This is a genomic window from Micromonospora sp. NPDC023869 (assembly GCF_055559695.1).
Genome location: NZ_JBVHKD010000002.1, coordinates 888,569 through 913,852, shown reverse-complemented (window position 1 = coordinate 913,852; position 25,284 = coordinate 888,569). Strand labels below are relative to the sequence as shown.

Here is a 25,284-nt window from a genome sequence, read left to right as displayed (position 1 = left end):
TCACGCCTCCATGTCAGGCAGGACGGTCGGCAGCACCCCTGCGGCGGCGGCGATGGCGGCGGGGGTGGTATCGAGGTGACTCAGCAGTCCGTCCACGTAGGAGACGTCGACTCGGACCTTCTGCACCCGGCCGTCCACGTCGCGCATGACGAACTCACGGAAGCCGAGTCGGTGGGCGGAGGTCGCGTCGGCGGTGGAGAGCGAGGCGAGGGTGGCCTCGTACCCGTCGTCCACCGGCACGCGCAGCAGCCGCAGCGCCTCGGAGGCGATCTCGGCGTCCTCGGCGATCCGGCCGACGAAGACGGTGGAGACGAGGTTCTGCACGTCGAGGCCGAGGATGTCCCGCGGGTTCTGGGAGGCGACCAGCGCGGCGAGGTTCCACTTCCGAGAGTCACGGGCGAGCCGGACCAGGAACGATCGACCGGAGCGCCACCCCTCCATGAAGTGCGCCTCGTCCAGGCCCACGAGTTTGCGGGACGACATCGAGCCGCCGTAGCAGCGGCGTACCGCCAGTCGGTGCGCGGTGTGCAGCATCGGCAGCGCCAACGCCTCCTCGGCCGACCAGTACTCGCGTTCGATCTTGAGGTCGGGCAGCCGCAGGCCGGCCATGGTGATCACGGTGAGTGCCGCGTCCGGCCCGAGCAGGCCCTCCGGTGGCCGGCCGAAGAAAAGCATGGCCAGCGGCATCTCGGCGGTGTCCAGCAGCAGGTTGGCCAGTTCCCGGCCGGCGTCGTCGTCGAGCTGCCCGAGGCAGGTGACCACGTCGTCCAGCGTGGACGTCTCCTCGGCGGGCACCTGGCGTACGGCGTGCCGGAACAGGGTGGCGGTGGACGCCTCGCGGGCCACCTGCGGCGGCACCAGCATCATGCAGATGTCCTGCACCAGCATCCGCCGCTCGGCGCGGGCGTTGGAGACCGCGATCTCGAACTCGCGGTCACCGGCCGCGCCGCTGCTGAACTCGCTGCGCAGCGGCGTCGGGATCAGCGAGTAGGGCGCGAGGGTGCCGTGCTCGGAGCCGGTCAGGTTGAGCACCCGAGAGTACGGGCGCAGCTCCGGCATCGCGCAGAGCCGGGCCAGCGGACCGGACGGGTCGAGCAGCGTCACCTGCACACCGCGTCGTGCGGCGAGGTAGCCCAGGGCGCCGAGCAGGGTCGACTTGCCACCGCCCGGCTCGGCCACGAAGACCGCCAACCCGGAGCGTTCGCGGACCTCCATCGGGAAGTGCAGGTCGAGGAAGACCGGTCGGCGGCAGGTGCCGGCGGTCCGCCCGATCAGGTCGCCCCGGCGGTCGCCGACCGTCGACGCGGCCTGGGGCAGCGCCGCCGCCAGCAGGGGGACCGGCATCCGTCGGACGTATCCGGTGTTGGCGATCGGCTCCCCGGGGATGAACTCGCGGGCCAGCCAGTCCTGGCTCTTCGGGTGCTGCAGGGAGACGCGCAGCTCGCGCGAGTAGAGCTGGATCAGCCGCCGGGCCCGCTCCAGGCACTCCTCACGGGTACGTCCACCGACCGCGATGCGGTGCCAGCCGTGCGCCCGGGCGGAGTCGACCGGCAGCCCGGTGGTCATCTCGTCGCCGATCACCAGGGCACGCTTGGCCAGGCGTTCCAGCTCGGGCGGCGCGTCGATGCCGTGCTCGGCGTAGTCGAGCTGCTGTGACCGGATCATCCGGAGCCGGTGCTCCAGGTTCCGGAAGGAGTCGCCGGAACCGAGGATGTCTACCCGGGTGGAGAGCTCCATCGGCCACGGTAGCCGCTCGTGGAAGTGCAGCCAGGGCTCGTGCCGCTCGGGGATCTCCAGCGGCTCCATCCGGCCGACGGCGAGCACCGCCACGTGCCGTTCCTCGCCGGTCATCCGGTTGACCAGCTTGACCGTCGAACCGTACGGGGTGCGGTAACGCTCGACCTGCTCGGTGAGGGCCAGCAGGTCGCCGCGTTCCCAGCGCCCGTCGGTGATGGGCGAGAGCGCGCCGGGCGGTGCCATGCAGAGCGCCACCGAACGGTACAGCAGCCATTCCAGCTCCTGCGAGGTGACCCGGCGGCCCCGCATGCCGAACGCGCCCAGGACCTCGTCGAACTGTTCGACGGTGCGTCCGAGCTTGCGGCGTTCGCCTTCGGCCACGCCTCGGCCGAAGGTGCGCAGCACCCGTTCGGTGAGCGAGTCGCCGAGCGAGCGTCGCGCGAAGGTGACGCCGAGGTAGGTCTGCCCCTCGGCGTGGTTGACCGAGAGCAGGTGCCGTTGCGCCGCGACCAGGTGGTCGGCCCAGCTGGGGGTGTCGGGGACGTCCGGAAGCGGGGCGGCGGTGTGGGCATCGATCGTGCGGGCCCACTCGTCGGCCGGGAAGGGCCGGGTGGTGCGCCGTAGGTGCAACCGGAATCCGGCCAGGCCGGCGTACTGCTCGGAGATGGCCGAGAGCAACGCCTCCCGCTCCGCGTCGGGCCGGAACGCCCAGCGCACCTCCGGCAGCCAGTACCAGGCGGTGACGGTGTTGGGGGTGAAGGTCAGGTGACCGGCGATCTCGGTGATGGCCAGTTCGACCGACGGATCCCGGTCGCCGAACTTGATCTTCGGTGGGCGGACGCGGGCCGGCTTCACCGGACGGTCGCGCCGCTCCACCGAGCGTTGCCGGGGCGCGGCGGTCGTCCGGGCGGCGGGTGCGGGCGTCCGCCGCGACGGCGGGGCGGTCTCGGCCGGTCGGGCCTCGTCGGCTGGCGGGCGTTCCTCACGGGCCGGCCGTGGCTCGCGCTGCGGACGGTCGTCGCGGGCCGGGCGCTCGTCGACGCCGGGGCGCGCGGACCGTTCGGCCCGGGTCGGCTGGTCGTCGACGGGCGGGCGGGCGTTCGGAAGCCGGTCGGGAGCCGGTGCCGGCGTCCGGGCGGGCGGCGGCGGTACGGCGGGCGCGGCGACCACGGGAGGCTCGGCGGTCGGTCGGGCGACGGTGGGGGCCGGACCGGTGGCCTGTGCGGGCAGGTGTGGTGTTGCCGGCCGCTGGGTCACCGGCGCAGGGGGGACGACCGGCGGTGGCGGGGGCAGCGCCTGCTGCGGCACGGTCCGCCCGGGCAGGGCACGCTGGGCGGAACCCTGTCGGGCGTAGGTGCCGCCGAACAGGTCCAGGAAGGGCGAGTCGATGTCGGCCCCGTCGCGGGGGGCCGGGGGTGGTGGTGCGGGTTCGGCCGACACCGACAGGCGCTGCGGCGGGCGAGGGGCCTGGAAGACACCGACGCCGCCGTGGCCGGGGGTGGTGGCGAGCGCCGGATCCAGCTCGACGTCGTCGAGCTCACCGGCCTGCGGGTAGTCGAATGATCGCGCACGGTTACCGTGCGGTGCGGCCGGACGCCCGGCCGGGGATCCCGGCGTGGAGGAGGGGCTCATGCGACTGCCCTGCCCGCGTCCGTGGTGGCCGTGGGGGAGCCGGGTGTCGCCTCGGCGGCACCGGGGCGGCCCGGCAACCTGTGGGACGGCCGGTACGGCGTGCAGCCGGTCATGCGAGTTCCTCCCGGATCCTGATCCTGCTGCCGACCAGGCGCGGATCGCGCTGTTCGGCGGCCGGCTCCCGGGTGCGTCGCCAGTCGGTCAGCGCGGTACGGATCACCATGCGCGCCGGCCGGTCCGGGTCGACGTACCGGAAGACGAACGAGGTGGTCACGATGGCGAGGGCGATTTCCCAGGCGGGGAAGAGCTCGACCTGCAACGTGAACAACCAGTGGATGAACATGTAGAGGGGAACGAGCAGCATGAACAGCCCGTACTGGGCGTACGGCAGGTGGACCGGAAGGGTGTAGCCGGGCGGCCCGAGATAGACCAGGCGGGCCCGGTAGATGTCGTCGTCGGTGCGCAGCCGCATGTCGAGCCCGCGCCTATTCGAAGATCAGGTTGATCAGGAAGTCGCCGATGAAGAAGAGGGTGGCGGCTCCGGCGATGAAGGCCAACCCGACGATCGCGATGGCGGAGCTTGTCAACACCTTGGAGATCTCGCCCCGGCTGGCCCGCCCGATGAAGATGACACCCAGGACGGCGAGCAGGATCGGCGCGATCTTGCTGGCGAAGAAGGTGACGACGCCTTCGGTGTTGATCCCGGTCGGCTCGTCGGCGGCGAGCGGGATCGACGACGCCACAGTGGAGAGCAGGTGGGCGGCGTTGCTCGACGCCGCTTCCATCAGCTCGATGGCGATCACTGGAACCTCCCCAAGTCGCGGCCGGCGGTGCCGCGGTGGTGCAGTAGGCAAGCCTTGCGGGATCGGTGCTCGGTCGTACAGCGACTGAGACCCTGCGTGTGTCACTCGCCACGGAAAGTGGCGATTTTTGGGCGAATTACCCCGCTTCGGCCCTCCCCTCCACGCCTCGCCATCTCGATGCTGGGCAATTCCACAGCGTACGGGCCGCCCCCCTTTGCGACAAGCCGCGAAGAGTCTGCCCGAAGCCGCCCGGACGACCGATAGTACACACGTTCTAATCACCATGTCAGCGCCCGGATCGCGGGCCTGCTCAGGGCGGTGGGACGGACCGGTACCGTCTAGTCGTGACCGATCTGGTACGGGCCCCGGCCCCGGTGGTGATGGGCGTTCTGAACGTCACGCCCGACTCGTTCTCCGACGGCGGACGCTACGCCGACGTCGCCGCGGCCGTCGCACACGGCGTCCGGCTGCGCGCCGAGGGAGCGGCGTTGGTGGATGTCGGTGGAGAGTCGACGCGGCCCGGCGCCGACCGGGTGGACGCCGAGACCGAGAGCGCCCGGGTGCTGCCGGTGGTCCGGGAGCTGACGGCGGCGGGCGTACCGGTCAGCATCGACACCACCCGGGCCCGGGTCGCCGAGGCCGCGCTGGCGGCCGGGGCGGTGGTGGTCAACGACGTCTCCGGGGGCCTGGCCGATCCGGACATGGCCCGCGTCGTCCGGGACGCCGACTGCCCCTGGGTGCTGATGCACTGGCGTGGCCACTCCCGGCGGATGAGCGAGCTGGCCAGCTACCGCGACGTGGTCGCCGACGTCCGCGCCGAACTCGGCGAGCGGGTGGCGGCGGCGCTTGCCGCCGGGGTGTCCGAGAACCGACTGATCATCGACCCGGGGCTGGGCTTCGCCAAGACGGCGGCGCACAACTGGCAGCTCAGCGCCCGGCTGCCGGAACTGCTCGACCTCGGCTACCCGCTGCTGTTCGCCGCGAGCCGCAAGTCCTACCTCGGCCTGCTGCTGGCCGGCCCGGACGGCACCCCGCGACCCACCGACGGACGGGCGGCGGCCACCGTCGCCACCAGCCTGCTCGCGGTCGCCGCCGGCGCCTGGGGGGTACGCGTGCACGACGTGCGCGCCACCGTGGACGCGCTCGCGGTCTGGCAGGCCACCGGCGCTCCCTGGCTCGACGGCGTGCCGCAGAGCCGACCGCCTGTCGGCGCGACCGACCGGGAGGTACGGCGATGACCGACCGGATCGAGCTGACCGGCCTGCGGGCCTACGGCCGGCACGGCGTGTACGACTTCGAACGGGCCCGAGGACAGGAGTTCGTCGTCGACGTCGTCCTGGAGCTGGACCTCGGCCCCGCCGCCCGCTCCGACGAGGTGGCCGACACGGTGCACTACGGCGAACTGGCCGACGGGCTGGTCGCGGTGATCACCGGCGAGCCGGTCAACCTGATCGAGACGCTGGGCGACCGCCTGATCGCGGTCTGCCTGACCGATCCACGGGTGTCCGCCGCGACGGTGACCGTGCACAAACCCGAGGCGCCGGTGTCGCACGCCTTCGGCGACGTGGCCGTGACGATGCGCCGGACGCGTACCCGATGACGCGGGCGGTGCTCTCCCTGGGCAGCAACCTGGGTGACCGCCTCGACCACCTGGGTACCGCCGTGGCCACGCTCGGCGAGAGCGTGCTGATGGTCTCCGGGGTGTACGAGACGCCGCCCTGGGGTGACATCGCGCAGCCGGCGTACCTGAACGCGGTGGTGTTGGTCGGCGACCCGGCCGCCGGCCCGTACGACTGGTTGGCGCGGGCCCGGGCCGCCGAGCAGGCTGCCGGGCGGGTCCGCGACCCACAGCGGCGGTTCGGTCCGCGCACGCTCGACGTCGACGTGATCGCGGTCTGGGGCGACGACGGTGAACCGGTGCTCAGCGACGATCCCGAGCTGATCCTGCCGCATCCTCGGGCGCACCTGCGCGCCTTCGTGCTACGGCCGTGGATCGACATCCAGCCCTACGGCCGGTTGCCCGGACACGGCTGGCTGACCGATCTGCTCACCGCCGGGCCGCTCGCCGCCGAGGTCGCGGAACTGAGCCCACGACCGGATCTGACGTTAGAGTCGACGCCATGAGCGAGCGCAGCGGAGTCGACACCGGCGAGCACGGCGGGTCGGCCGTGTGGCGCGGCGCCGCGGTGGCCCTGACCGGCACGCGGCGTGACGGAGGACCGGCATGACGCGGTCCACGCCCCCCGACGACGAGTCGCGGATGGGTCCCACGCGGATCTCGACCCTGGTGGTCGCCGCCCTGGCCGCCGCCGCCGTGACCTGGCTGCTGATCAGCAGCTTCTACTACAGCGGGCTGCCGCCACTGCCCTGGCTGCCGGTGGTGACCCTGGCCGGGCTCGCCGTGCTGGAGGCGTACGCGGCGGTCAACACCCGTGGTCGCATCGACCGTCGGCCCGGCCGCGACCCGGTCAACCCGTTGATGGTCGCCCGCTTCGTCGTGCTGGCCAAGGCGTCCGCGCTGGTCGGGGCCATCTTCGCCGGGGCGTACGCCGGGTTGGTCGGTTGGTTGCTGGTGCAGAGCACCCGGGCCGCCGGCGCGGATCGGCCGGCGGCGATCGCCGGACTGGTGGCCTCGGTCGCGCTGGTGGCGGCCGCGCTCTGGTTGGAGCGCTCCTGCCGGGTCCCGGAGCGGCCGGAGGACGAGCAGGAGCCGGACGACTGGGAGAGCCGCCCGCCTCGACGCTGAACGCGGGGTTACGCCCGGCTCCGCCGCGCGGGTACGGTGCCTGCGACCAGAAGGTGACGGTCACCGCCGGTGCGTCGATGGGTTCCCGGCGGCTGCTGGGAGGCAACGATCATGGCGTACGACGACTCGGGCCGGAGTCAACTCCCGGAACCGATCTCCGCCGCCCCCGTCGCGGTGGCGGAGCCCGGTCCCGACGACCCTGAGTGCGAGACCGGCCCGGACCGTTTCGGTGTGCACATCGTCTGGGAGACGCTCCTGCTGTTCGGCTTCGCCGCGTTGGTCTACCTGGTCTGGCGGGAGGACCCGGCGGTCCTGCGGGGCAGTGGGCTGCGCGTACTCATCGTCGAGGTGGTCGCTCTCGGCCTGCTGGCGCTGGCCGCCGGGCTGAGCCTGCGGACGGCTGCGGTGAACCTGGCGATCGGGCCGGTGGCGGTCGCGGCCGGGCTGCACTTCGCCGAACAATCGGACCGGGGCCTGGTCGAGGCCGTCGGGCTGGCAGGTGGCGTGGCCGCCCTCGGTGGACTGCTGCTGGGGCTGCTCGTCGTGGTGCTGCAGGTGCCCGGCTGGGCGGCCAGCCTGGCGGGTGCGGCCGGCGTGATCGTCTACATCGAGCAGCGCTCCGCGCCGGTGCTGGTGCAGGGGGACTTCGACCCGCGCGGCGTCGCCGGCCAGCTCTTCGTCGGCTTCGCCGCGATCGCCGTCTTCGGCGCGTTGTTCGGGGCGCTGGGACCGATCCGTCGGCTGGTCGGCCGGTTCCGTCCGGTCGCCGATCCGGCCCGGCGGCGGGGGACGGCCGCGGCGGTCGTCACCACCCTGGGGTACGTCGTCTCCACCGTCCTGGCGATGCTCGCCGGTGCACTCGTCGCCTCCGCCGAGGGCGCGGTGACCCCGGCGACCGGGCTGGACTGGACGGTGCTGGCGGTGGGCGCGGCCGTGCTCGCCGGCACCAGCGCCTTCGGGCTGCGCGGCGGGGTGTTCGGCACGCTGCTGACGGCCGGCGCGATCGGCCTGTTCCTCGCGTACGCGCAGACCCGTGGCTGGACGGTCAGCCGGTGGGCGGTCGGTGGGGTGGTGCTGGCCACCGGTCTGGTGGTCACCCGGCTGGTCGAGGCGTACGGGCGTCCAGCGCCGATGTTCCGGGCCGCGCCGCCGCCCCCGCCGCCGGACGCCACCAACGGCGGCGGGTGGACGTTGCCACGGCCGGAGCCGGTCGGTGACTGGCCGCCGATGCCTCCGGCAGAGCCGCCGATGAGCACCACCGACCCGTGGGGGCCCCGCCGGTGGGAGCCCGGCCCGCGCCCGTGGGACGCCGAGGATCGCTGACGGGCGGCGGTTCCCCCGTGCCGTCGACGCGCCGAATGTGATCTCGACGGTTAGGCTCGGTTCATGACCGACACATCATCGATCTCCGGCGGCCGGTCGTTCGAGGAGCTGGACGCCCTCTCCACGGAGGATCTGCGCGAGCAGGCGTTCGCGCTCGCCCGGGAGAACCGGGACGTCAAGTTCTTCTGGTCGGTGCTGCGGCGTCTGCCGAATGCGGACGAGGCCGCCGCCCTGGACGGCGCGCCGAACTCGGTGGGGCCGACGATCGACGAGGCCGTCGCGTTGTGGCGGGAGATGACCGGCCACGGCTACGAGGAGTCCGCTCCGCTGCTGCGTGCCGCCTTCATCGACTACCTGATGAAGCACTGACCGACCGGGTCGGAGCCCGCCGCGGAACAGGGCGTACCACCATAAAGCGCGCCTCGCGTTTGCCCATGTCGATGTGCTGGGAACTAGCGGGGCCATGGCTCTCACCAATCGATACAAGTCCGCACCGGGCGCCGGCACGCTCGCCGCGCTCATTCTGGTCCTGGTCTTCGGCAGCCCCTGGTACGCCGACTGGGCACGGGACAACACCGACCCGGACAGCGCCGGCGGCTGGTTTCTGAGACTCCTTGCCTGGCCGGCCTGGCGGTTCGACTCCTCCGACTCGATCCAGGAGATCTTCGCCGCTGATCTCAAGGCGATTCTCGTGGTCGTGATGACCTTCGTCTTCCTGTACCTCCTGCCGGGCTCGCAGTTGGCCCGGGCCCGGGGCACGCTCAGCCAGTTCTTCGCCGGCTGGGCGGCGTACGTCTTCGCGGCGGCCTTCGCGGCCCTGCTCACCGCGCTGATCCGCACCAACCCGTCGCTGCTCGGCGCTCTCCAGGCCGCCGGTGACGGTGCCGAGTACGGCCTGTTCACCGGTTGGATCATCGGCATCGCCACCCTCGGTGGCTACCGGGGACGCCGCTGACCTCGTCCGTCGACCGGGACCGGGCCTGCCGCACCGGCGGGCCCGGCTCGGTGCGGACCCGAGGTGTGGCGTGGCTCAGCCGGTCGGTTCGGCCAGTGTGAGGACACGTTCCCGGCTGAGCACTCCGACCGGGTGACCCTCCTCGGTGACGACGGCCCGGCCCTGCGTCGAGGTGAGCAGCACCGCCAACGCGTCGTACGCCGAACGGCCCAGCGGCACCGAGGGCAGTTCCGCCGTGCCGTCGGCGGGCAGCGGTTCGAGCACCTCGCGGGTCAGCGGGGTGACCGCCAGCCGCCGGATGCCCCGGTCGGCGCCGACGAACTCGCGGACGAACGGGGTGGCGGGGCTGCCGAGCAGGGCCGCCGGGGTGTCGTACTGCTCCAGGTGGCCGCCCTCGGAGAGCACCGCGATGCGGTCGCCGAGGCGTACCGCCTCGTCCAGGTCGTGGGTGACCAGGACGATGGTCTTGCGGACCTCGGCCTGGAGCCGCAGGAACTCCTCCTGCAACCGGGTCCGCACGATCGGGTCCACGGCGGAGAACGGCTCGTCCATCAGCAGCACGACCGGGTCGGCCGCCAGCGCCCGGGCCACGCCGACCCGCTGCCGTTGACCGCCGGAGAGTTCGTGCGGGTAGCGCCGGCCGAACTGCGCCGGATCGAGGCCGACCAGCTCCAGCAGTTCGTCGACGCGGCGCCGGGCCCGGTCCCGGGGCCAGCCGAGCAGGCGGGGCACGGTGGCCACGTTGGCGGCCACCGTCTGGTGCGGGAACAGGCCGACGTTCTGGATGACGTACCCGATCTGCCGCCGCAGTTTCACCGGGTCGACCCGGGTCACGTCGGAGTCGCCGAGCACGATCCGGCCGGCGCTCGGCTCGATCAGGCGGTTGACCATCCGCAACACGGTCGACTTGCCGCACCCGGAGGGCCCGATCAGCACGACCAGCTCGCCCGCGTCGATGTGCAGGCTGAGGTCGCGGACGGCCTCGGTGCCGTCCGGATACCGCTTGCCGATACCGACGAGAGTGATCGACGCCGCGCGCTGACCGTCGTCGACGACCGGGGTAACGTCCACGTATGTCCTTCCGCCTGAGCTACCGGGCCGACCCGGGTAACCCGTGGTTCTCCTGGCAGTACGTGCGGGACAACTCTGACACGGTGCTGGCCGCCCTGCGGGACCACACCACGCTGACCCTACGGGCGGTGCTGATCGCGGCGCTGATCGCCGTCCCGTTGGCCGTCGTGGCGTACTGGTTCCGGCCGTTGACCGGCCCGATTCTCGCACTCACCGGGGTGCTCTACACCGTCCCGTCCCTGGCGCTGTTCGCGTTCATCGCGCCGTACCTGGGCATCGGGGTGGCGACGGTGCTCAGCGTGGTGGTGCTCTACGCGCTGCTGGTGATCGTCCGGAACGCCGTGGCCGGGCTCAACCAGGTGCCGGACGAGGTGCGCGAGGCGGCCGAGGGCATGGGCTACGGCCGCTGGGGCCGCCTGCTGCGGGTGGAACTGCCACTCGCCCTGCCCGGCATACTCACCGGCCTGCGGCTGGCCACGGTCTCCACCGTCGCGCTGGTCACCGTCGGTGTGGTGATCGGGCGTGGCGGCCTCGGGCAGATCATCTTCGCGGGTTTCCAGAACAACTTCTACAAGGCCCAGATCATGACCGGGACGCTGCTCTGCGTACTGCTGGCGCTGGTGCTCGACCTGTTCCTGGTCGGCGTCGGCCGGCTGCTCACCCCGTGGCTGCGCGGGCGGGTCGGATGAGCGCGGGCGCGATGGCCGGCCGGCGGGCCGGTGGGAGGACGCCATGAATCCCGTGGAGCAGGCGGTGCTCTGGCTCAACGACCCGTTGAACTGGACCAACCCGGGCGGGGTGCTGGACCGGCTCGGCGAGCACGTGAGCATGTCGGCTGCGGCCGTCCTGCTGGGCTGCCTGGTGGCCTGGCCGCTCGGCCTGTGGCTGGGACACACCGGCCGGGGCGGCGGGTTGGTGGTGCTGGTCTCCAACGTCACCCTGGCGGTGCCCACGCTGGCGCTGTTGACCATCCTGCCGTTGACCTTCCTCGGCTTCGGTCGCCCGGCCGTGGTGGTCGCCCTGGCGGTGTTCGCGGTGCCGCCACTGCTGGCCAACGCGTACACCGGGGTACGGCAGGTGGACGCGCAGATCCGCGAGGCGGCCCGGGGGATGGGGATGACTGGCGGGCAGGTACTGCGCCGGGTCGAGTTGCCGCTCGCGGTGCCCTACCTGGCCGCCGGGTTCCGGACCGCCGCCGTGCAGGTGGTCGCCACGGCGGCCCTGGCGACCTTCGTCAACGGCGGTGGCCTCGGGGAGATCATCCGATTCGGCTTCGGGTTGAGCATCGCGGTCGGCGGTGGCCAGATCCTCGCCGGTGGCCTGCTGGTGGCCGTGCTCGCGGTCAGCGTCGAACTCGTCTTCGCGTGGGTCGAGCGGATGGTCACACCGCGCCCGCTGCGTCGCGTCCGGCGCCGGGCCGCACGACGCGCGGCGGACGCGGTCACCGGCACCTGAACCGCCCGGTTCCCACCGGTCCGTGCGGCTGTTCGCGCGGCCCGTCGTGGACGGATGGTGACGTTCCGGTGACGAAGTTCTCTCCAGGTTGTCGGTGCCTGCCGCGACGATGTTGGGTGGGACTGCGGGCGGCTGATGCGATCGCCCGTCGGACACGCGGCCGGCCCGAGGGGGTCGCGCCGGGACACGGAAGGCGGGCACATGCGCGCAGGTAGAAGACTGTCCATCGCGTTCGTCGGCGCGATCGCCGCCGCGGGCGTGCTGGCCGGGTGCGGCGAGGCCGGCTCGTCCGGCACCGAGGCGCCGCAGCAGGGGGCCTCGGGGGAGGGCTGCGCGCCGGTGGCCGGCGAGCAGCTCATCGCGCTCGACGACGACAAGTCCCTGCAGAACGCGGACAACATCATTCCGGCGATCAACAGCGAGGTGTCCAACCCGCAGCTCGTCGCGGCGCTGGACAAGGTCTCGTCCGTGCTCGACACCCCCAAGCTGGTGCAGCTCAACAAGGCGGTCGACGTGGACCGCAAGAGCGCCCAGGTGGCCGCGCAGGAGTTCGCCACGGCCAACTCGCTGGCCGACGGGGTCGAGCGGGGGCCGGGCGGACGCATCACGGTGGGCGCCGGCAACTTCACCGAGAGCGAGATCATCGCCGAGCTCTACAAGATCCAGCTCACCGCGGCCGGCTACCAGGTCACCGTTCAGCAGATCGGCAACCGGGAGCTGTACGAGCCGGCGCTGGAGAAGGGCGAGATCCAGGTCGTCCCGGAGTACGCGGCCACCATGGCCGAGTTCCTCAACGGCAAGGCAGGCGGCGGTCAGCCGGTCTCCTCGCCGGACGTGGAGGCCACCGTCACCGCCCTGCGTGGCCTCGGCGAGAAGGCCGGCCTCACCTTCGGCGCCCCGGCCGCCGCGCAGAGCCAGAACGCGTTCGCGGTGACCCAGGAGTTCGCCGACAAGTACGGCGTACGGACCCTCTCCGAGCTGGCCGAGAAGTGCTCGGGTACGGCTACCGTGCTGGGCGGCCCGCCGGAGTGCCAGGAGCGCCCGTTCTGCAAGCCCGGCCTGGAGGAGAAGTACGGCCTGACGGTGGGTTCCTTCTCGTCGCTGGACGGTGGCGGCCCGCTGACCAAGACCGGTCTGCGTAACGGCACGATCAGTGTCGGCCTGGTCTTCTCGACCGACGCGGCGTACGCGCAGAGCTGACCCGTCGACACCCGGCGCCCTCGGTCGATTCGGCCGGGGGCGCCGCGTCGTCGCTGGTCCCCGCCAAGTACGGCGATATCGGCGCAACGCCGACCGAAAGGTCTTCGGTCGAGCCGTTCCCACCCACCGCAACTCTCGGTAGGGTGGGGACCCATGCCTGCCCCGCTACCCGTCGACGCGCGCAACAAGAAAATGCTCAAAGCGCTCTTCTGGGGCGGTGTGGCCCTGGCCCCCGTCGCGGCGCTGATCCTGCTGGTTGCCGACGGCAACGGCCCACTCCGCTTCGCCGCAGTGCTGGCCATCATGGCCGTGGTGCTCATCGGCCTCTCCATCGCGCTACGGACCGAGGGGGACGGGTCGGCGCGGAGCGAGGAGTTGCGCGCGGACCTCGACGAACTCCGGCGTGAACTACGGGGCGAGATCGTGGCCGCCGCCCAGCGTGGCAACCAGGCGCTCGACGAGGCGCAGCGAGCCCAGGAGGCACTGGCCGGGCTGCGGCGTCGGCTGGAGGCCAGCGCCGCTCAGTTGGCCGGTACCGACGAGGCGCCCGGCCCCGGCCGGGCTCGCGTGCCGGCGCCCGCCGCGGAGGCACCGCCCCGGTACGCCGAGCGACCCGCCGGTTCGGCCGGCACGTACGGCGCGGCCCAGGTCGCGGAGCCCGCCGCTGCGGGGGTGTACGGCGCGGCGGCGACCGCCGAACCAGACGCCCCAGCGACTGGTGGATACCACGACGAACGCCCGGCGTCGCGCGGCGGCGACGAGCGGCCGTCCGGGTACGGCGCCGAACGCCCGGCCGGCACCGCCGGGGTCTACGGTGCGGCGAACCGCCAGGAGGCGGAGAACCGCACGGGTGACCACCCGCACCGCCCGCACGGGGTGGTCCGGCACACCGAGACCGTGCACGTCACCACGCGGCACACCGTCGTGGACGGCGGCGTCGGGGAGTCCGGCGGCCGGTACGGCGGCTACGGGACGTCCTGGCCGGAGGAGCGGTCCCGGGGCGGTCACGCCGCCGAGCGGGACGAGCGGTCCTGGTCCGACGCGGACGAGCGTGGCCACCGTGGCGAGAACCGCTCCTGGTCGCCCCCGCCCGGCCGCGAGGAGGAGCGGTCCTGGTCCGGCGCGGGCCGGGCCGACGAGCGTCCCCGCTCCGGCAGGGCCCGCGAGGAGGACGCCACCCGGGCGGAACCGCACCAGGAACGTTCCTGGACCGGTTCGCACGACGACCGTGCCGGACATCGGGACGACCGCGCCGGTCAGCGGGACGACCGCGCCGGACATCGCGACGACCGCGCCGCCTACCGGGACGAGTACGCCGGATACCGGGACGATCGGGAGACGGGCCGGGACGACCGGGGGTGGGACGGCGGCGCCGCGCGGTGGGAGGCGGCTCCCGAGGCTCCGGCCGCGAGCCGGACGGCCCGACCGGACGACACCGGGGAATACTGGGCGCAGATGCGCGCCGGTGACCGCTGGGCCGCCGTACGCGACGACGACCAGGGCCGGGAACTGCGGGTCGGTGAACGGCGTGCCGAGGTGCACGCCGACCAGAGCGGCACCGAATACCGGATGCAGGATCGCTGGGCCAGCGTGCGGCAGGACGAGCCTCGGCGTGGCGGTGCCCGCGAGGAAGCGTGGCGGGAAGGCTGGGGCGAGCCGGAGGGCCAGCCCGCGCTACCGCCCGGCGGGGTCCCGGTGCCGCAGGAATGGCGGCCACCCCGCCAGCGTGGTCAGCAACCCGAACCGGTCCGGGGACGGCCGGAACCGGAGCCGTACGGACGGCGGCACCAGGCCGAGGAGCCCGGCTACGACCGTCAGGGCTACGAGCCCGACCGGGGTCGCTGGCGCTGACCGGTCACCGGCCTACTTGTCGATGTCGCCGACCACGAAGAACATCGAACCGAGGATGGCGATCAGGTCCGGCACCAGGCAGCCCGGCAGCAGCGTGGCGAGCGCCTGCACGTTCGCGTACGACGCGGTGCGCAGCTTGAGCCGCCACGGCGTCTTCTCACCCCGCGACACCAGGTAGTAGCCGTTGATGCCGAGCGGATTCTCCGTCCAGGCGTAGGTGTGGCCCTCGGGCGCCTTGAGCACCTTCGGTAGCCGGGTGTTGATCGGGCCGGTCAGCCGGTCCACCCGGTCCAGGCACTGCTCGGCCAGGTCCAGTGACGCGTACACCTGGTCGAGCAGGACCTCGAAGCGGGCGTGGCAGTCGCCGGTGGTGCGGGTGACCACCGGCACGTCGAGCTGGTCGTAGGCCAGGTATGGCTCGTCGCGGCGCAGGTCCAGGTCAAGCCCGGAGGCCCGGGCGACCGGCCCGGAGGCGCCGAACGCGGCGGCGTCGGCGGCGGAGAGCACCCCCACCCCGACGGTCCGGGCCAGGAAGATGTCGTTGCGCCGGATCAGGTTGTCCAGGTCGGGCATCCGGCGACGTACCTCGCCGATGGCGGCGCGGGCCCGCCCGGTCCAGCCTGACGGCACCTCCTCCTTGAGGCCGCCGACCCGGTTGAACATGTAGTGGATCCGCCCGCCGGAAACCTCCTCCATCACCGCCTGGAGCGTCTCCCGCTCCCGGAAGGCGTAGAACATCGGCGTGATCGCGCCGACCTCCAGCGGGTACGAGCCGAGGAACATCAGGTGGTTGAGCACCCGGTTCAGCTCGGCCAAGGCCATCCGCAGCCAGGTGGCCCGCTCCGGCACCTCCATGCCCATCAGCCGTTCCACCGCGAGCACCACGCCCAGCTCGTTGGCGAAGGCGGAGAGCCAGTCGTGCCGGTTGGCCAGCACGATGATCTGCCGGTAGTCGCGTACCTCGAACAGCTTCTCCGCGCCCCGGTGCATGTAGCCCACGATGGGCTCGGCGGCGATCACCCGCTCGCCGTCGAGGACGAGCTTGAGTCGCAGCACACCGTGGGTGGAGGGGTGCTGCGGCCCGATGTTGAGCACCATGTCCGTGCCGAGCTGCTCCCCGCCGGTGCCCGCCACCAGCCCGGCACCGGTGCCGACGGTCAGCTCGCGCAGGTCGCCCGTGGTCATGCCCGCCATCGTGCCATGAACGTCAGGGCCGCAGTGGCAGCCGGTCCACGGCCAGCCTGACCGGCTGCCAGAGCCACAGATGCCCGCCGAGCCCGGCCGGATCGGTCAACTCGGCCGCCGCCGTCGCCTCGGCCAGCGCCCGCACGTACCCGGCCGGGTCCTGATAGGCCAGGCTCAACGGCGGTCGCCCACCGTCCGCCCCGAGCGCGCGCAGCCCCTCCCGCTGAGTTCCCAGGGAGTACGCACACCGCGCGACCCGCTCACCGGCAGAGGCGACCGAGTCCATGGCGACGTGCGCGGTCACGTCGCACGACCCGTCCGGCACCGGCGGCACCTGTCGCCCACCCCGGTACCCGGTCAACGACCCCTCGAAGGGACGGCTCGCACGCAAGTGCCCGTAGTCCACCGCGACGGCCAGCCCCCGCTCGACGTGGCCCACCGCCGTCGCCCACGCCTCGTCCCGGGTCCGCCCGATCTCGGCGCGCTCGACGGTCTGGGTGCCGTCGGTGGGGGTTTCCGGGCAGCCCGACCGGCTCCGGGCGGTCAGGCTTGATCCCTGCGCCGGTCGGGCTGCCCGGAAACCCGGCCCGGTCGGGCTTTGTGGGCTGAGGGGGGCGGCGTCTGCGGCCGGTGGGTCTGTTGGGTGGGGCTGAGTCTGTGGGGGCCACCAGGTGGTGAGCCAGGCGGCGTCTTCTCGGCTGACCGGGTCACCTGTCGTCTCCTCGCCCGACGTCGGGTCCACGAGGAGGTAGCGCCAGCCGTCCTCGCCGTGGACGGCCAGGTCCAGCGGCACGTTGTCCAGCCATTCGGTGGCCAGCAGCAGCCCGGTGATGCCGTCGGGGATCTCATCCGTCCAGGCGATCTGTTCGGGCAGGTCATCCGGTCGTGGCGCCACCTCCACCGCAGTGAACCGCACCCGCTCCACCAGCGGAACCCCCGCACCCCCACCCCCCGCCGAGACGGCCGCACCCTCCCCACGTCCCGCCGCCCCCTCGGCCCTAGGCGTGACGGACCCACCCTCCCCGCGTCCAGCCGTACCCCCAACCCCCGGGGGGAAGCCTGCGTCACGGACGGCGGCCGTGCGAGTCAGGGTTTCCGGGGAGCCCACCCGCGCAGGGATCAAGCCTGACCGCCCGGAGCGGGTGGGCTCCCCGGAAACCCCCACCGCAACAGCCAACGAACAGAGCAGCTCACCCCGCCCCGCCCCCACATCCACCACGTCGAACCGCTCAGGAAAGCCGAGGACCGCGTCGAGGTGGTGGATCAACCGGAGCAGCGCCGAGGCGAAGACCGGGGAGGCGTGCACGCTGGTGCGGAAGTGCGCCGCCGGCCCGGGGCCGGAGACGAAGAAGCCCGAAGGCCCATAGAGCGCCTGCTGCATCGCGGCCCGCCAAGGCATCGACATCGGGTTACCTCCTCGGCGCCGGTGAACGATTTCACACATCCTTGTTTGAGATCCGTGTCAGCGACGCATACTTGCCTCGACCGGTACCCCATCTCGAGGACTGGATCGTGACATGAGCGCACCGCTGCGCCACCATCCGGCCGCCCTTCGGCGGCCTGCGACCGGCCCGTCGGCCCAGGTCGTGAACCGTGCCGTGCTCACCGTCGGCGTCATCGGCGCCGGCCGGGTCGGTGCCACCCTGGGTGCCGCGCTCGCCGCCGCCGGGCACCACGTGGTCGCCGCCACCGGGCGTTCCGGGGCCTCCCAGGCCCGGCTGGCGTTGCTGCTGCCGGCTGCCTCCTGCCGGCCCGTCGAGGCGGTCGCCCGGTCCGCCGCCGACCTGCTGCTGATCGCCGTACCGGACGACGCGCTCGCCGGGGTGGTCGCCGCGTTGGCCGCCGACGGCGCGTTGCATCCTGGCCAGGTGGTCGCGCACACCTCCGGCGCGCACGGCCTGTCCGTCCTGGCGCCGGCCGTCCGGGTCGGCGCTCGTCCGCTGGCGCTGCACCCCGCGATGACCTTCACCGGTACGCCGGACGACCTCGGTCGGCTGCCCGGCATCTCGTACGGCGTGACCGCCCCGGCCGAGCTTCGGCCGCTGGCCGCCCGGCTGGTGACGGATCTGGGCGGGGTGCCCGAGTGGATCGGGGAGGCCGACCGGCCGCTGTACCACGCGGCGCTGGCGCACGGCGCGAACCACCTGGTGACCCTGGTCAACGAGGCGGCCGACCGGCTGCGGGACGCCGGGGTGGGTCGGCCCGAGAAGGTGCTGGCCCCGCTGTTGCGGGCCGCCCTGGAGAACGCGCTGCGGCTGGGCGACGACGCGCTGACCGGCCCGGTGTCGCGGGGCGACGCGGGGACCGTCGAGCGTCACCTGGCGGTGCTCGCCGCCACCGCGCCCGAGTCGGTCGGCGCGTACCTGGCGCTGGCCCGGCGTACCGCCGACCGGGCGGTGGCCGCCGGGCGGCTGCGCCCGGTGGACGCCGAGTCGCTGCTCGGCGTCCTCGGCCGGGACCAGACCGGAGTGGCGGCGTGACGTCGGGCGGCGGGGCGGTCCGGCAGGGGTCAGGGAGGGTGGACGAGATGACGGAACTGGTGCACAGCCGGGGCGACCTGGCCCGGGCGCGGTCCGCTCTCACCGGGACGGTGGGGGTGGTGATGACCATGGGGGCGCTGCACGGCGGGCACGAGACGCTGATCCGGGCCGCTCGGGACCGCGCCGACCACGTGATCGTGACGGTCTTCGTGAACCCGTTGCAGTTCGGGCCGAACGAGGACTTCGACCGCTATCCGCGTACCCTGGAAAGTGATCTTGAGGTGTGTCGGCGGGCCGGGGCCGACCTGGTCTTCGCGCCCTCGGTGACGGACATGTACCCCGGCGGCCAGCCGGCGGTGCGGGTCGATCCGGGGCCGCTCGGCGAGGACCTGGAGGGACTCAGCCGGCCCGGGTTCTTCCACGGGGTGCTCACCGTGGTGATGAAGCTGCTCCAGCTCACCCGGCCGGATCTGACCTTCTTCGGCGAGAAGGACTACCAGCAGGTGACCCTGGTCCGGCGGATGTGCCGGGACCTGGACGTGCCGGTCGAGGTGGTCGGCGTGCCGACGGTTCGGGAGCCGGATGGCCTGGCGCTGTCCAGCCGCAACCGTTATCTCTCCGCGGCGGAGCGGACGGCGGCGCTGAGCCTGTCGCGGGCGCTGCGCGCCGGTGCCGACGCCGCCGAGGCGGGCGGGGACGCCGGTGCGGTGCTGACCGCCGCGCACGCGGCCCTCGGCGCCGAGGCCGCCGGTGTCCGGCTGGACTACCTGGTGCTCACCGACCCCGACCTGGCGCCCGGCCCGGTCGAGGGTCCGGCTCGGCTGCTCGTCGCGGCCTGGGTGGGCGAGACCCGGTTGATCGACAACGCTCCGGTCCGGCTCGCCCCGACCTCCTGACCCCGCAGCTCGCGAAAGGCGTTCCCGATGTACCGCACCATGCTCAAGTCGAAGATCCACCGGGCCACCGTCACCCAGGCGGACCTGCACTACGTCGGTTCGGTGACCGTCGACGAGGACCTGCTCGACGCCGCCGACCTGCTGCCCGGCGAGCAGGTGGCGATCGTGGACATCACCAACGGCGCCCGGCTGGAGACGTACGTGATCCCGGGGCGGCGGGGCAGCGGCGTGATCGGCATCAACGGTGCCGCCGCCCACCTGGTGCACCCGGGCGACCTGGTGATCCTGATCTCGTACGGGCAGATGGACGACGCCGAGGCGCGGGCGTACCACCCTCGGGTGGTCCACGTGGACGCCGAGAACCGGATCGTCGAGCTGGACGCCGACCCGGCGACCGCCGCCCCCGGCACCGCCGGCGCCCCCGTCCCCAACCCGCTCACGGTGTAAGGAAGGGTCCCCTACTAACGCCTCGTGTATAGGAAGGGTCCCTTCCTTACACCCAAGCCGGGGAATCCGGTCTGTCACCGGAAGGTCATTTTTGGTTACCCTGGGGGCGCCGTCGGGAGACGGTCGCTGGCTGGGGGAGGCGGCGTCATGCAGCGTGCGACGAGAAGCCTGGTCGCGGCCTTCGCCGTGGCGGCCCTGTTGGTGGGCTGCAGCGGATCCGGTGGGCTCGACGATGACCTGACCGACGACTGGGGTGCCCTGCCGCCACCGGGTCCGTTCACCCCGGCCGCCGAGGTCTGCCACGAGCCCGAGTTCACCCCCACGGTCTCGCTGGCCGCGTACGCGCCGGTGGACTGCGCGCAGCCGCACCGGGTCGAGACGGTGCACGTCGGCGCGCTGCCGGCCGAGCGTGCCGCGCCGCCCCCGGTGGGCTCCGCCGAGCTGCGTACCGCCTTCGCCGAGTGCGACAAGCGGGCCAGTGGCTTCGTCGGCGACGACTGGCGGGCCGGCCGGCTGCGACTGGCCGTGGCGGTGCCGTCCGAGCCGGGCTGGGCCGCCGGATCGCGCTGGTACCGCTGCGACCTGATGGAGGTCACCACGACCGAGGCGGCGGCCACGGTGGTGCTGCGTACCGGCTCGCTGCGGAATGCGCTCCGGACGCCGTCGCCGGTGCGGCTGGGCTGCCAGCAGGCGCGTATCGACCGGAACAGGGTGGTGCAGACCCTGGTCGCGGTGGACTGCGCCACGCGCCACGACGCCGAGTTCGTCGGCGTGTGGCAGTCGCCCGAGCGGGCGTACCCGACGCGTAGCGCCCAGTGGGCGCCGTTCTACGAGGGCTGCCGTTCGGTGATCGCGCGCTACGCGGGCGTACCGGACGACGCGTACCTGGTCTTCCGCAGCGACCTGGTGGTCCGGCCACCCGGGGCCGGTCGGTGGCGGGCCGGGGACCGGGGTGTGCGCTGCTACCTGTGGCTCGGCGACCGCAAGGTGACCGGATCGCTCAAGGGCGTCGGCCCGGCCGGCCTGCCGGTCCGGACGAAGTAGCCGGAACCACTCGTCCGGCCCCCGCCGTCCGAGCCGAGAGGCGCTCGGGTTGACTGGGGGCATGGAGCTACCGACCGTCGGCCTGCCCACGTTGCCGAGCCTGCTGGCCGCTCCGGCGCCCGGCTGGGTGGAGACCACCGACGTGATCGTGGTCGGCTCCGGGGTGGCCGGACTGACCGCCGCGCTGCACCTGCGCCAGGCCGGTCTGCACGTCACGGTGGTCACCAAGGTCAACATCGACGAGGGTTCGACCCGCTGGGCCCAGGGTGGCATCGCGGCGGTCCTCGACCCGGCGGACACCCCGGCCATGCACGCCTCGGACACCGAGATAGCCGGTGTCGGCCTCTGCGACCCGGCGGCCGTGCGGGTACTGGTCGAGGAGGGGCCGACCCGACTGCGCGAGCTGATGCGGATCGGTGCCGAGTTCGACCGTCACCCGGACGGCTCGCTGATGCTCACCCGCGAGGGCGGGCACCGCGCCGACCGGATCGTGCACGCCGGCGGCGACGCGACCGGCGCCGAGGTCCAGCGCGCCCTGCACGAGTCGGTACGCCGTGACCCGTGGATCCGGCTGGTCGAGCACGCGTTGGTGCTGGACCTGCTCCGCGCCCCCGGCGACGGCCCGGACGGGCTCGGTCCGGCGTGCGGCATCACCCTGCACGTGCTCGGCGAGGGCAGTGAGGACGGTGTCGGCGCCATCCTGGGCCGCGCCGTGGTGCTGGCCACCGGCGGGATGGGGCAGATCTTCGCGGCGACCACCAATCCCGCCGTCTCCACCGGCGACGGCGTGGCGTTGGCCATGCGGGCCGGCGCGGCCGTCACCGACGTGGAGTTCGTGCAGTTCCACCCGACCGCGCTGATCGTGCCGCCGGCCGCCCGGGTACCCGGTGCCGGGCACGCCCAGCAGCCACTGGTCTCCGAGGCGCTGCGCGGCGAGGGCGCGTCCCTGGTGGACGCCGACGGCAAGCGGTTCATGCTCGGCCAGCACGAACTCGCCGAGCTGGCCCCCCGGGACGTGGTGGCCAAGGGCATCCACCGGGTCCTGCTGGCCACCGGCGAGGACCACGTCCACCTCGACGCCCGGCACCTCGGCGGGGACTTCCTGGCCCGACGCTTCCCCACCATCGTCGCCTCGTGCCTGGCGATCGGCGTCGACCCGGGGGCCGACCTGATCCCGGTCGCGCCGGCCGCCCACTACGCCTCCGGCGGGGTACGCACCGACCTGCACGGCCGGACCTCGATCCCCGGCCTGTACGCCTGCGGCGAGGTCGCCTGCACCGGAGTGCACGGCGCCAACCGGCTGGCCAGCAACTCGTTGCTGGAGGGGCTGGTCTTCTCCCGGCGGATCGCCGACGACATCGCGTCCGGCCTGCCCGAGCAGGCCCGACCGGCGGAGACCGGAGCGTGGCGCGGCGGCACCGGCTGGGTGGCGCCGGCGGCCACGAGCCCGAGGCTGCAAGCGGCGATGACTCGTGGCGCCGGTGTGCTCCGCTCTGCCGGCACGCTCGCCGCGACCGCCGCCGAACTGGTCGAGCTGGGCACCGGCCGAGGCACCCCGCGTACCGCCGACTGGGAGGCGACGAACCTGCTCACGGTGGCCGCCGCGCTGGTCGCCGCCGCGTACGCGCGGCAGGAGACCCGTGGCTGCCACTGGCGGGAGGACTACGGGACGACCGACGAGCGATGGCAGGGACACCTGGTCGGCGCGGTGGGCGCGCAGGGCCGGTTGACGACCCGGTGGGAGGAGAGCTGATGGCGGACACGGCACGGCTGCTGCACGAGAACGGTCTCGACCCGGCGCAGGTCCGCCGGATCGTCGAGACGGCCCTGGTCGAGGACCTCGGCCCGGACCTGCTCGACGTCACCAGTGTGGCCACCATTCCGGCCACCCAGACCGACACCGCCGACCTGGTCGCCCGGGCCGACGGGGTGGTCGCCGGGCTGGCCGTCGCCGCCGCCGTGTTCGAGCTGGCCGGCGAGGTGACCGGGACGGGACGTACGGTCGAGGTGTCGGTGGTGGCCCGCGACGGCGAGCGGGTGGCCCGGGGCGACGTGCTCGCCACGGTCATCGGCCCGACCCGCGTGCTGCTCACGGCCGAGCGCACCGCGCTGAACCTGCTCTGCCGGATGTCCGGCGTCGCCACCCACACCCGGGCCTGGGCCGACGCCCTGGCCGGCAGCAAGGCGATGGTCCTGGACACCCGCAAGACAACGCCCGGCCTGCGCATTTTGGAGAAGTACGCGGTCCGGGCCGGCGGCGGCACGAACAAGCGGATGGGTCTGCACGACGTCGCCATGGTCAAGGACAACCACAAGTTCGCCGCCGGTGGAGTCGCCGCCGCCTACCGCCGCGTCCGGGAGGCGTTCCCGGACGTACCGGTGCAGGTGGAGGTGGACACCCTCGACGAGGCGGTGGAGGCGGTGGAGGCCGGCGCGGCCTTCCTGCTGCTGGACAACATGCCCCCGGCGACACTGCGCGCGGTGGTGGCGGCCGTGGGCGACCGGGCCGAGTTGGAGGCGACCGGCGGGCTCACCCTCGCCGACGCCGCCGAGGTGGGTGCCACCGGCGTCGACTTCCTCTCCGTCGGCGCGCTCACCCACTCCTCGCCGATCCTGGACATCGCCCTGGACCTGCGCACGGACTGAACCCGTCTAGGCTTCGTGCGTGCTGCTCTGCATCGACATCGGGAACACCAACACCGTCCTGGCGACCTTCGACGGTGACAAGCTGGTGCACAACTGGCGGATCAAGACCGACGCCCGATCCACCGCCGACGAGTTGGGCCTGATGTTCCGGGGGCTGCTCGCCGGGGACGCCGTCGAGATCACCGGGGTGGCCGCCTGCTCGACCGTCCCGGCCGCCCTGCGTTCGCTGCGGACCATGCTGACCCGCTACTACGCGGACCTGCCGAGCGTCATCGTGGAGCCGGGCGTCCGCACCGGCGTGCAGCTCGCCATCGACAACCCCAAGGAGGTCGGCTCCGACCGGGTGGTCAACACGCTCGCGGCCTACACCCTCTACGGCGGACCGTCGATCGTGGTCGACTTCGGCACCACCACCAACTTCGACGTGATCAGCGGTCGGGGAGAGTTCCTCGGAGGCGCGTTCGCGCCCGGCATCGAGATCTCCTTCGACGCGCTCGCCGCCCGCGCCGCCCAACTGCGCAAGGTCGAAGCGACCAGGCCCCGGTCGGTGATCGGCAAGAACACGGTCGAGTGCCTCCAGGCTGGGCTGTACTTCGGCTTCGCCGGACAGGTGGACCGGATCGTCGAGCGGATGGCCGCCGAGATGGGCGAGCTGAAGGCGGTCATCGCCACCGGTGGGCTGGCGTCGTTGGTGCTCAACGAGTGTCGGACGATCACGCACCACGAGCCGATGATCACGTTGATCGGGTTGCGCATGGTGTATGAGCGGAACGTCTGACTGTTTTTGTGTTTGTTGCGGTTGGGGTTTCCGGGCCGCCCGACCGGCTCCGGGCGGTCAGGCTTGATCCCTGCGCCGGTCGGGCGGCCCGGAAACCCTCGCGGGTCGGCGTCATCCGTTCCGGTGGGGTGGTCGGGTGGGGTGGGGGCGGTGCGTCCGTTCGTTGGGGCGGGGCGGGGCGGTGCGTCCGGGTGCCGGGGTGGGTGGGCGCGGGCGTCCGCGTCGAGCTGGGGTTCGGGCCGGGGGATGGGTCGGGGCTGGGGTTTGGGGTGGGTGGGTCAGGGTTTGTGGGTGCGGGCGGTGAGGGTGCGGTAGGGGAGAGTTATGGGATCTTGGGCGGCCAGGGCGGGGTGGGTGTTCAGGAGATCGCGGACCTGGTGGTCGACCTCGGCCTGTCGGGTGGGGGCGGCGGTCAGGTAGTGGGAGCGGGTCCGGACCAGGCCCAGCAGGTCGTCGCGGGTCAGCGTGGTGGCGTGGGGGAATTCGGCCCACTCGGGTGGGGCGAAGGCGTCGCCGAAGTCGGTGACGGTCTGGCGCAGGTGGTCGACGGTGTCCCCGATCTCGGCGATCCGGCTCAGCTCGGCCACCCAGTCGACGCGCTCGTCACGGAGGTTCCAGATCGGGGCGAAGATCCCGCCGGGGCGTAACACCCGGGCGATCTCGGCGTGCGCCGGCTCCCGGTCGAACCAGTGGTACGCCTGGCCGGCGAGGACGGCGTCGGCGTACCCGTCGGGAAGCGGTATCGCCTCCGCGGCGCCGGCCTGGGCGCGTACTCCCGGGGTGGTGGCGACCAGGTGGGCGCGCATGTCGGGGTCGGGCTCGACGGCTGTCACCTGGTGCCCGAGGGCCAGCAGGCCACGGGTGAGGATGCCGGTGCCGGCCGCCAGGTCGACCACCCGGGCGGGCCGGCCCGGTCCGTCCAGCGCCCAGCGCAGCGCGGCCTGCGGATAGCGAGGTCGGTACCGGTCGTAGTCGGCCGCCGCCGGACCGAACGAGCGGGCCCCGGTGGGGTGCGTCATGACCGGCAGGCTATCC

25 protein-coding genes are annotated in these 25,284 nt (G+C 73.1%); 18 read left to right on the top strand and 7 right to left on the bottom strand.

What is annotated here, in order from left to right:
* The 3 genes from ACZ31C_RS09980 to ACZ31C_RS09970 form a co-directional block, all read right to left on the bottom strand.
* Window positions 1-3,369, bottom strand: a complete 3,369-nt coding sequence (locus tag ACZ31C_RS09980) for an ATP-binding protein (RefSeq protein WP_465794897.1) — start codon at window positions 3,367-3,369, stop codon at window positions 1-3.
* Between the two features lie 109 nt (window positions 3,370-3,478).
* Entirely contained in the window at window positions 3,479-3,841 is a 363-nt protein-coding gene (locus tag ACZ31C_RS09975; protein ID WP_093409867.1) for a hypothetical protein, read from the bottom strand.
* A gap of 13 nt (window positions 3,842-3,854) precedes the next feature.
* Window positions 3,855-4,172: a hypothetical protein gene (locus ACZ31C_RS09970; protein WP_131054228.1), complete on the bottom strand. Its 318-nt coding sequence runs from the start codon at window positions 4,170-4,172 to the stop codon at window positions 3,855-3,857.
* A 344-nt stretch (window positions 4,173-4,516) separates the two neighbouring features.
* Between ACZ31C_RS09970 and folP the strand changes: the two genes are divergently transcribed.
* The 7 genes from folP (at window position 4,517) to ACZ31C_RS09935 (ending at window position 9,196) form a co-directional block, all read left to right on the top strand.
* Window positions 4,517-5,410: a dihydropteroate synthase gene (gene folP / locus ACZ31C_RS09965; protein WP_465794896.1), complete on the top strand. Its 894-nt coding sequence runs from the start codon at window positions 4,517-4,519 to the stop codon at window positions 5,408-5,410.
* The gene (gene folB / locus ACZ31C_RS09960) at window positions 5,407-5,772 is read left to right on the top strand and encodes a dihydroneopterin aldolase (RefSeq protein WP_465794895.1); all 366 of its coding nucleotides are present in this window, start codon (window positions 5,407-5,409) and stop codon (window positions 5,770-5,772) included. Before folP ends, folB begins: the two co-directional genes overlap by 4 nt.
* Entirely contained in the window at window positions 5,769-6,296 is a 528-nt protein-coding gene (folK, locus tag ACZ31C_RS09955; RefSeq protein WP_396742174.1) for a 2-amino-4-hydroxy-6-hydroxymethyldihydropteridine diphosphokinase, read from the top strand. The genes folB and folK overlap by 4 nt, the downstream gene beginning before the upstream one ends.
* Before the next feature lie 136 nt (window positions 6,297-6,432).
* Complete coding sequence (locus ACZ31C_RS09950; RefSeq protein ID WP_465795023.1) at window positions 6,433-6,918, top strand: DUF3180 domain-containing protein; 486 nt, start codon at window positions 6,433-6,435, stop codon at window positions 6,916-6,918.
* Between the two features lie 111 nt (window positions 6,919-7,029).
* A complete protein-coding gene (locus tag ACZ31C_RS09945; RefSeq protein ID WP_465795022.1) occupies window positions 7,030-8,241 on the top strand; it encodes an ABC transporter permease in 1,212 nt (403 codons plus the stop codon).
* Between the two features lie 63 nt (window positions 8,242-8,304).
* On the top strand, window positions 8,305-8,610 hold the full coding sequence (locus tag ACZ31C_RS09940) for a hypothetical protein (protein WP_465794894.1): 306 nt from the start codon (window positions 8,305-8,307) through the stop codon (window positions 8,608-8,610).
* Window positions 8,611-8,704: 94 nt separating this feature from the next.
* Entirely contained in the window at window positions 8,705-9,196 is a 492-nt protein-coding gene (locus ACZ31C_RS09935; RefSeq protein WP_396742170.1) for a hypothetical protein, read from the top strand.
* Between the two features lie 75 nt (window positions 9,197-9,271).
* On the opposite strand, the gene ACZ31C_RS09930 is transcribed toward ACZ31C_RS09935, so the two are convergent.
* Window positions 9,272-10,267 (bottom strand): ABC transporter ATP-binding protein, encoded by a 996-nt coding sequence (locus ACZ31C_RS09930; protein WP_465794893.1) that lies wholly within the window; start codon window positions 10,265-10,267, stop codon window positions 9,272-9,274.
* 2 nt (window positions 10,268-10,269) lie between these two features.
* On the opposite strand from ACZ31C_RS09930, the gene ACZ31C_RS09925 reads away from it, so the two are divergent.
* The 4 genes from ACZ31C_RS09925 (at window position 10,270) to ACZ31C_RS09910 (ending at window position 14,773) form a co-directional block, all read left to right on the top strand.
* Window positions 10,270-10,956, top strand: a complete 687-nt coding sequence (locus tag ACZ31C_RS09925) for an ABC transporter permease (RefSeq protein ID WP_465794892.1) — start codon at window positions 10,270-10,272, stop codon at window positions 10,954-10,956.
* Window positions 10,957-10,999: 43 nt separating this feature from the next.
* Complete coding sequence (locus tag ACZ31C_RS09920; RefSeq protein ID WP_449949784.1) at window positions 11,000-11,722, top strand: ABC transporter permease; 723 nt, start codon at window positions 11,000-11,002, stop codon at window positions 11,720-11,722.
* Between the two features lie 201 nt (window positions 11,723-11,923).
* Window positions 11,924-12,922 carry a glycine betaine ABC transporter substrate-binding protein gene (locus ACZ31C_RS09915; RefSeq protein ID WP_396742163.1) on the top strand — a complete coding sequence of 333 codons (999 nt, stop codon included), beginning with the start codon at window positions 11,924-11,926 and terminating at the stop codon, window positions 12,920-12,922.
* 153 nt (window positions 12,923-13,075) lie between these two features.
* Window positions 13,076-14,773: a coiled-coil domain-containing protein gene (locus tag ACZ31C_RS09910; protein ID WP_465794891.1), complete on the top strand. Its 1,698-nt coding sequence runs from the start codon at window positions 13,076-13,078 to the stop codon at window positions 14,771-14,773.
* Window positions 14,774-14,785: 12 nt separating this feature from the next.
* Here ACZ31C_RS09910 and ACZ31C_RS09905 read toward each other — a convergent pair whose 3' ends face one another.
* Window positions 14,786-15,967, bottom strand: a complete 1,182-nt coding sequence (locus ACZ31C_RS09905) for an NADH-quinone oxidoreductase subunit D (RefSeq protein ID WP_465794890.1) — start codon at window positions 15,965-15,967, stop codon at window positions 14,786-14,788.
* Window positions 15,968-15,980: 13 nt separating this feature from the next.
* The gene (locus ACZ31C_RS09900; RefSeq protein ID WP_465795021.1) at window positions 15,981-17,357 is read right to left on the bottom strand and encodes an SAM-dependent methyltransferase; all 1,377 of its coding nucleotides are present in this window, start codon (window positions 17,355-17,357) and stop codon (window positions 15,981-15,983) included.
* A gap of 118 nt (window positions 17,358-17,475) precedes the next feature.
* Between ACZ31C_RS09900 and ACZ31C_RS09895 the strand changes: the two genes are divergently transcribed.
* From ACZ31C_RS09895 to ACZ31C_RS09865, 7 genes are all read left to right on the top strand, one after another.
* Window positions 17,476-18,438, top strand: a complete 963-nt coding sequence (locus ACZ31C_RS09895; protein WP_465794889.1) for a Rossmann-like and DUF2520 domain-containing protein — start codon at window positions 17,476-17,478, stop codon at window positions 18,436-18,438.
* Window positions 18,439-18,485: 47 nt separating this feature from the next.
* Window positions 18,486-19,334, top strand: a complete 849-nt coding sequence (gene panC / locus ACZ31C_RS09890; RefSeq protein ID WP_465794888.1) for a pantoate--beta-alanine ligase — start codon at window positions 18,486-18,488, stop codon at window positions 19,332-19,334.
* Window positions 19,335-19,361: 27 nt separating this feature from the next.
* Window positions 19,362-19,781, top strand: coding sequence for an aspartate 1-decarboxylase (gene panD, locus ACZ31C_RS09885; RefSeq protein ID WP_350700689.1), 420 nt, complete (start codon window positions 19,362-19,364; stop codon window positions 19,779-19,781).
* Window positions 19,782-19,928: 147 nt separating this feature from the next.
* Window positions 19,929-20,825: a septum formation family protein gene (locus ACZ31C_RS09880; RefSeq protein WP_465794887.1), complete on the top strand. Its 897-nt coding sequence runs from the start codon at window positions 19,929-19,931 to the stop codon at window positions 20,823-20,825.
* Between the two features lie 61 nt (window positions 20,826-20,886).
* Window positions 20,887-22,578, top strand: coding sequence for an L-aspartate oxidase (locus ACZ31C_RS09875; protein ID WP_465794886.1), 1,692 nt, complete (start codon window positions 20,887-20,889; stop codon window positions 22,576-22,578).
* Complete coding sequence (gene nadC / locus ACZ31C_RS09870; protein ID WP_465794885.1) at window positions 22,578-23,471, top strand: carboxylating nicotinate-nucleotide diphosphorylase; 894 nt, start codon at window positions 22,578-22,580, stop codon at window positions 23,469-23,471. The genes ACZ31C_RS09875 and nadC overlap by 1 nt, the downstream gene beginning before the upstream one ends.
* A gap of 19 nt (window positions 23,472-23,490) precedes the next feature.
* Window positions 23,491-24,249, top strand: coding sequence for a type III pantothenate kinase (locus tag ACZ31C_RS09865; RefSeq protein WP_350700682.1), 759 nt, complete (start codon window positions 23,491-23,493; stop codon window positions 24,247-24,249).
* A gap of 278 nt (window positions 24,250-24,527) precedes the next feature.
* Here the strand turns inward: ACZ31C_RS09865 and ACZ31C_RS09860 are convergent, their stop codons facing one another.
* Entirely contained in the window at window positions 24,528-25,268 is a 741-nt protein-coding gene (locus tag ACZ31C_RS09860; protein ID WP_465794884.1) for a class I SAM-dependent methyltransferase, read from the bottom strand.
* Between the last annotated feature and the right edge of the window lie 16 nt (window positions 25,269-25,284).

What these genes read in the sequence shown, in the direction of transcription:
- nadC (WP_465794885.1), top strand. Translation starts at nt 22,578, where the DNA reads ATGGCGGACACGGCACGGCTGCTGCACGAGAACGGTCTCGACCCGGCG.
- ACZ31C_RS09900 (WP_465795021.1), bottom strand. Translation starts at nt 17,357, where the DNA reads ATGCCTTGGCGGGCCGCGATGCAGCAGGCGCTCTATGGGCCTTCGGGC.
- ACZ31C_RS09910 (WP_465794891.1), top strand. Translation starts at nt 13,076, where the DNA reads ATGCCTGCCCCGCTACCCGTCGACGCGCGCAACAAGAAAATGCTCAAA.
- ACZ31C_RS09925 (WP_465794892.1), top strand. Translation starts at nt 10,270, where the DNA reads ATGTCCTTCCGCCTGAGCTACCGGGCCGACCCGGGTAACCCGTGGTTC.
- ACZ31C_RS09935 (WP_396742170.1), top strand. Translation starts at nt 8,705, where the DNA reads ATGGCTCTCACCAATCGATACAAGTCCGCACCGGGCGCCGGCACGCTC.
- ACZ31C_RS09860 (WP_465794884.1), bottom strand. Translation starts at nt 25,268, where the DNA reads ATGACGCACCCCACCGGGGCCCGCTCGTTCGGTCCGGCGGCGGCCGAC.
- folB (WP_465794895.1), top strand. Translation starts at nt 5,407, where the DNA reads ATGACCGACCGGATCGAGCTGACCGGCCTGCGGGCCTACGGCCGGCAC.
- ACZ31C_RS09980 (WP_465794897.1), bottom strand. Translation starts at nt 3,369, where the DNA reads ATGAGCCCCTCCTCCACGCCGGGATCCCCGGCCGGGCGTCCGGCCGCA.
- ACZ31C_RS09920 (WP_449949784.1), top strand. Translation starts at nt 11,000, where the DNA reads ATGAATCCCGTGGAGCAGGCGGTGCTCTGGCTCAACGACCCGTTGAAC.
- ACZ31C_RS09975 (WP_093409867.1), bottom strand. Translation starts at nt 3,841, where the DNA reads ATGCGGCTGCGCACCGACGACGACATCTACCGGGCCCGCCTGGTCTAT.
- ACZ31C_RS09895 (WP_465794889.1), top strand. Translation starts at nt 17,476, where the DNA reads ATGAGCGCACCGCTGCGCCACCATCCGGCCGCCCTTCGGCGGCCTGCG.
- ACZ31C_RS09945 (WP_465795022.1), top strand. Translation starts at nt 7,030, where the DNA reads ATGGCGTACGACGACTCGGGCCGGAGTCAACTCCCGGAACCGATCTCC.
- folK (WP_396742174.1), top strand. Translation starts at nt 5,769, where the DNA reads ATGACGCGGGCGGTGCTCTCCCTGGGCAGCAACCTGGGTGACCGCCTC.
- ACZ31C_RS09950 (WP_465795023.1), top strand. Translation starts at nt 6,433, where the DNA reads ATGGGTCCCACGCGGATCTCGACCCTGGTGGTCGCCGCCCTGGCCGCC.
- ACZ31C_RS09940 (WP_465794894.1), top strand. Translation starts at nt 8,305, where the DNA reads ATGACCGACACATCATCGATCTCCGGCGGCCGGTCGTTCGAGGAGCTG.
- panC (WP_465794888.1), top strand. Translation starts at nt 18,486, where the DNA reads ATGACGGAACTGGTGCACAGCCGGGGCGACCTGGCCCGGGCGCGGTCC.
- ACZ31C_RS09875 (WP_465794886.1), top strand. Translation starts at nt 20,887, where the DNA reads ATGGAGCTACCGACCGTCGGCCTGCCCACGTTGCCGAGCCTGCTGGCC.
- ACZ31C_RS09905 (WP_465794890.1), bottom strand. Translation starts at nt 15,967, where the DNA reads ATGGCGGGCATGACCACGGGCGACCTGCGCGAGCTGACCGTCGGCACC.
- ACZ31C_RS09915 (WP_396742163.1), top strand. Translation starts at nt 11,924, where the DNA reads ATGCGCGCAGGTAGAAGACTGTCCATCGCGTTCGTCGGCGCGATCGCC.
- ACZ31C_RS09880 (WP_465794887.1), top strand. Translation starts at nt 19,929, where the DNA reads ATGCAGCGTGCGACGAGAAGCCTGGTCGCGGCCTTCGCCGTGGCGGCC.
- panD (WP_350700689.1), top strand. Translation starts at nt 19,362, where the DNA reads ATGTACCGCACCATGCTCAAGTCGAAGATCCACCGGGCCACCGTCACC.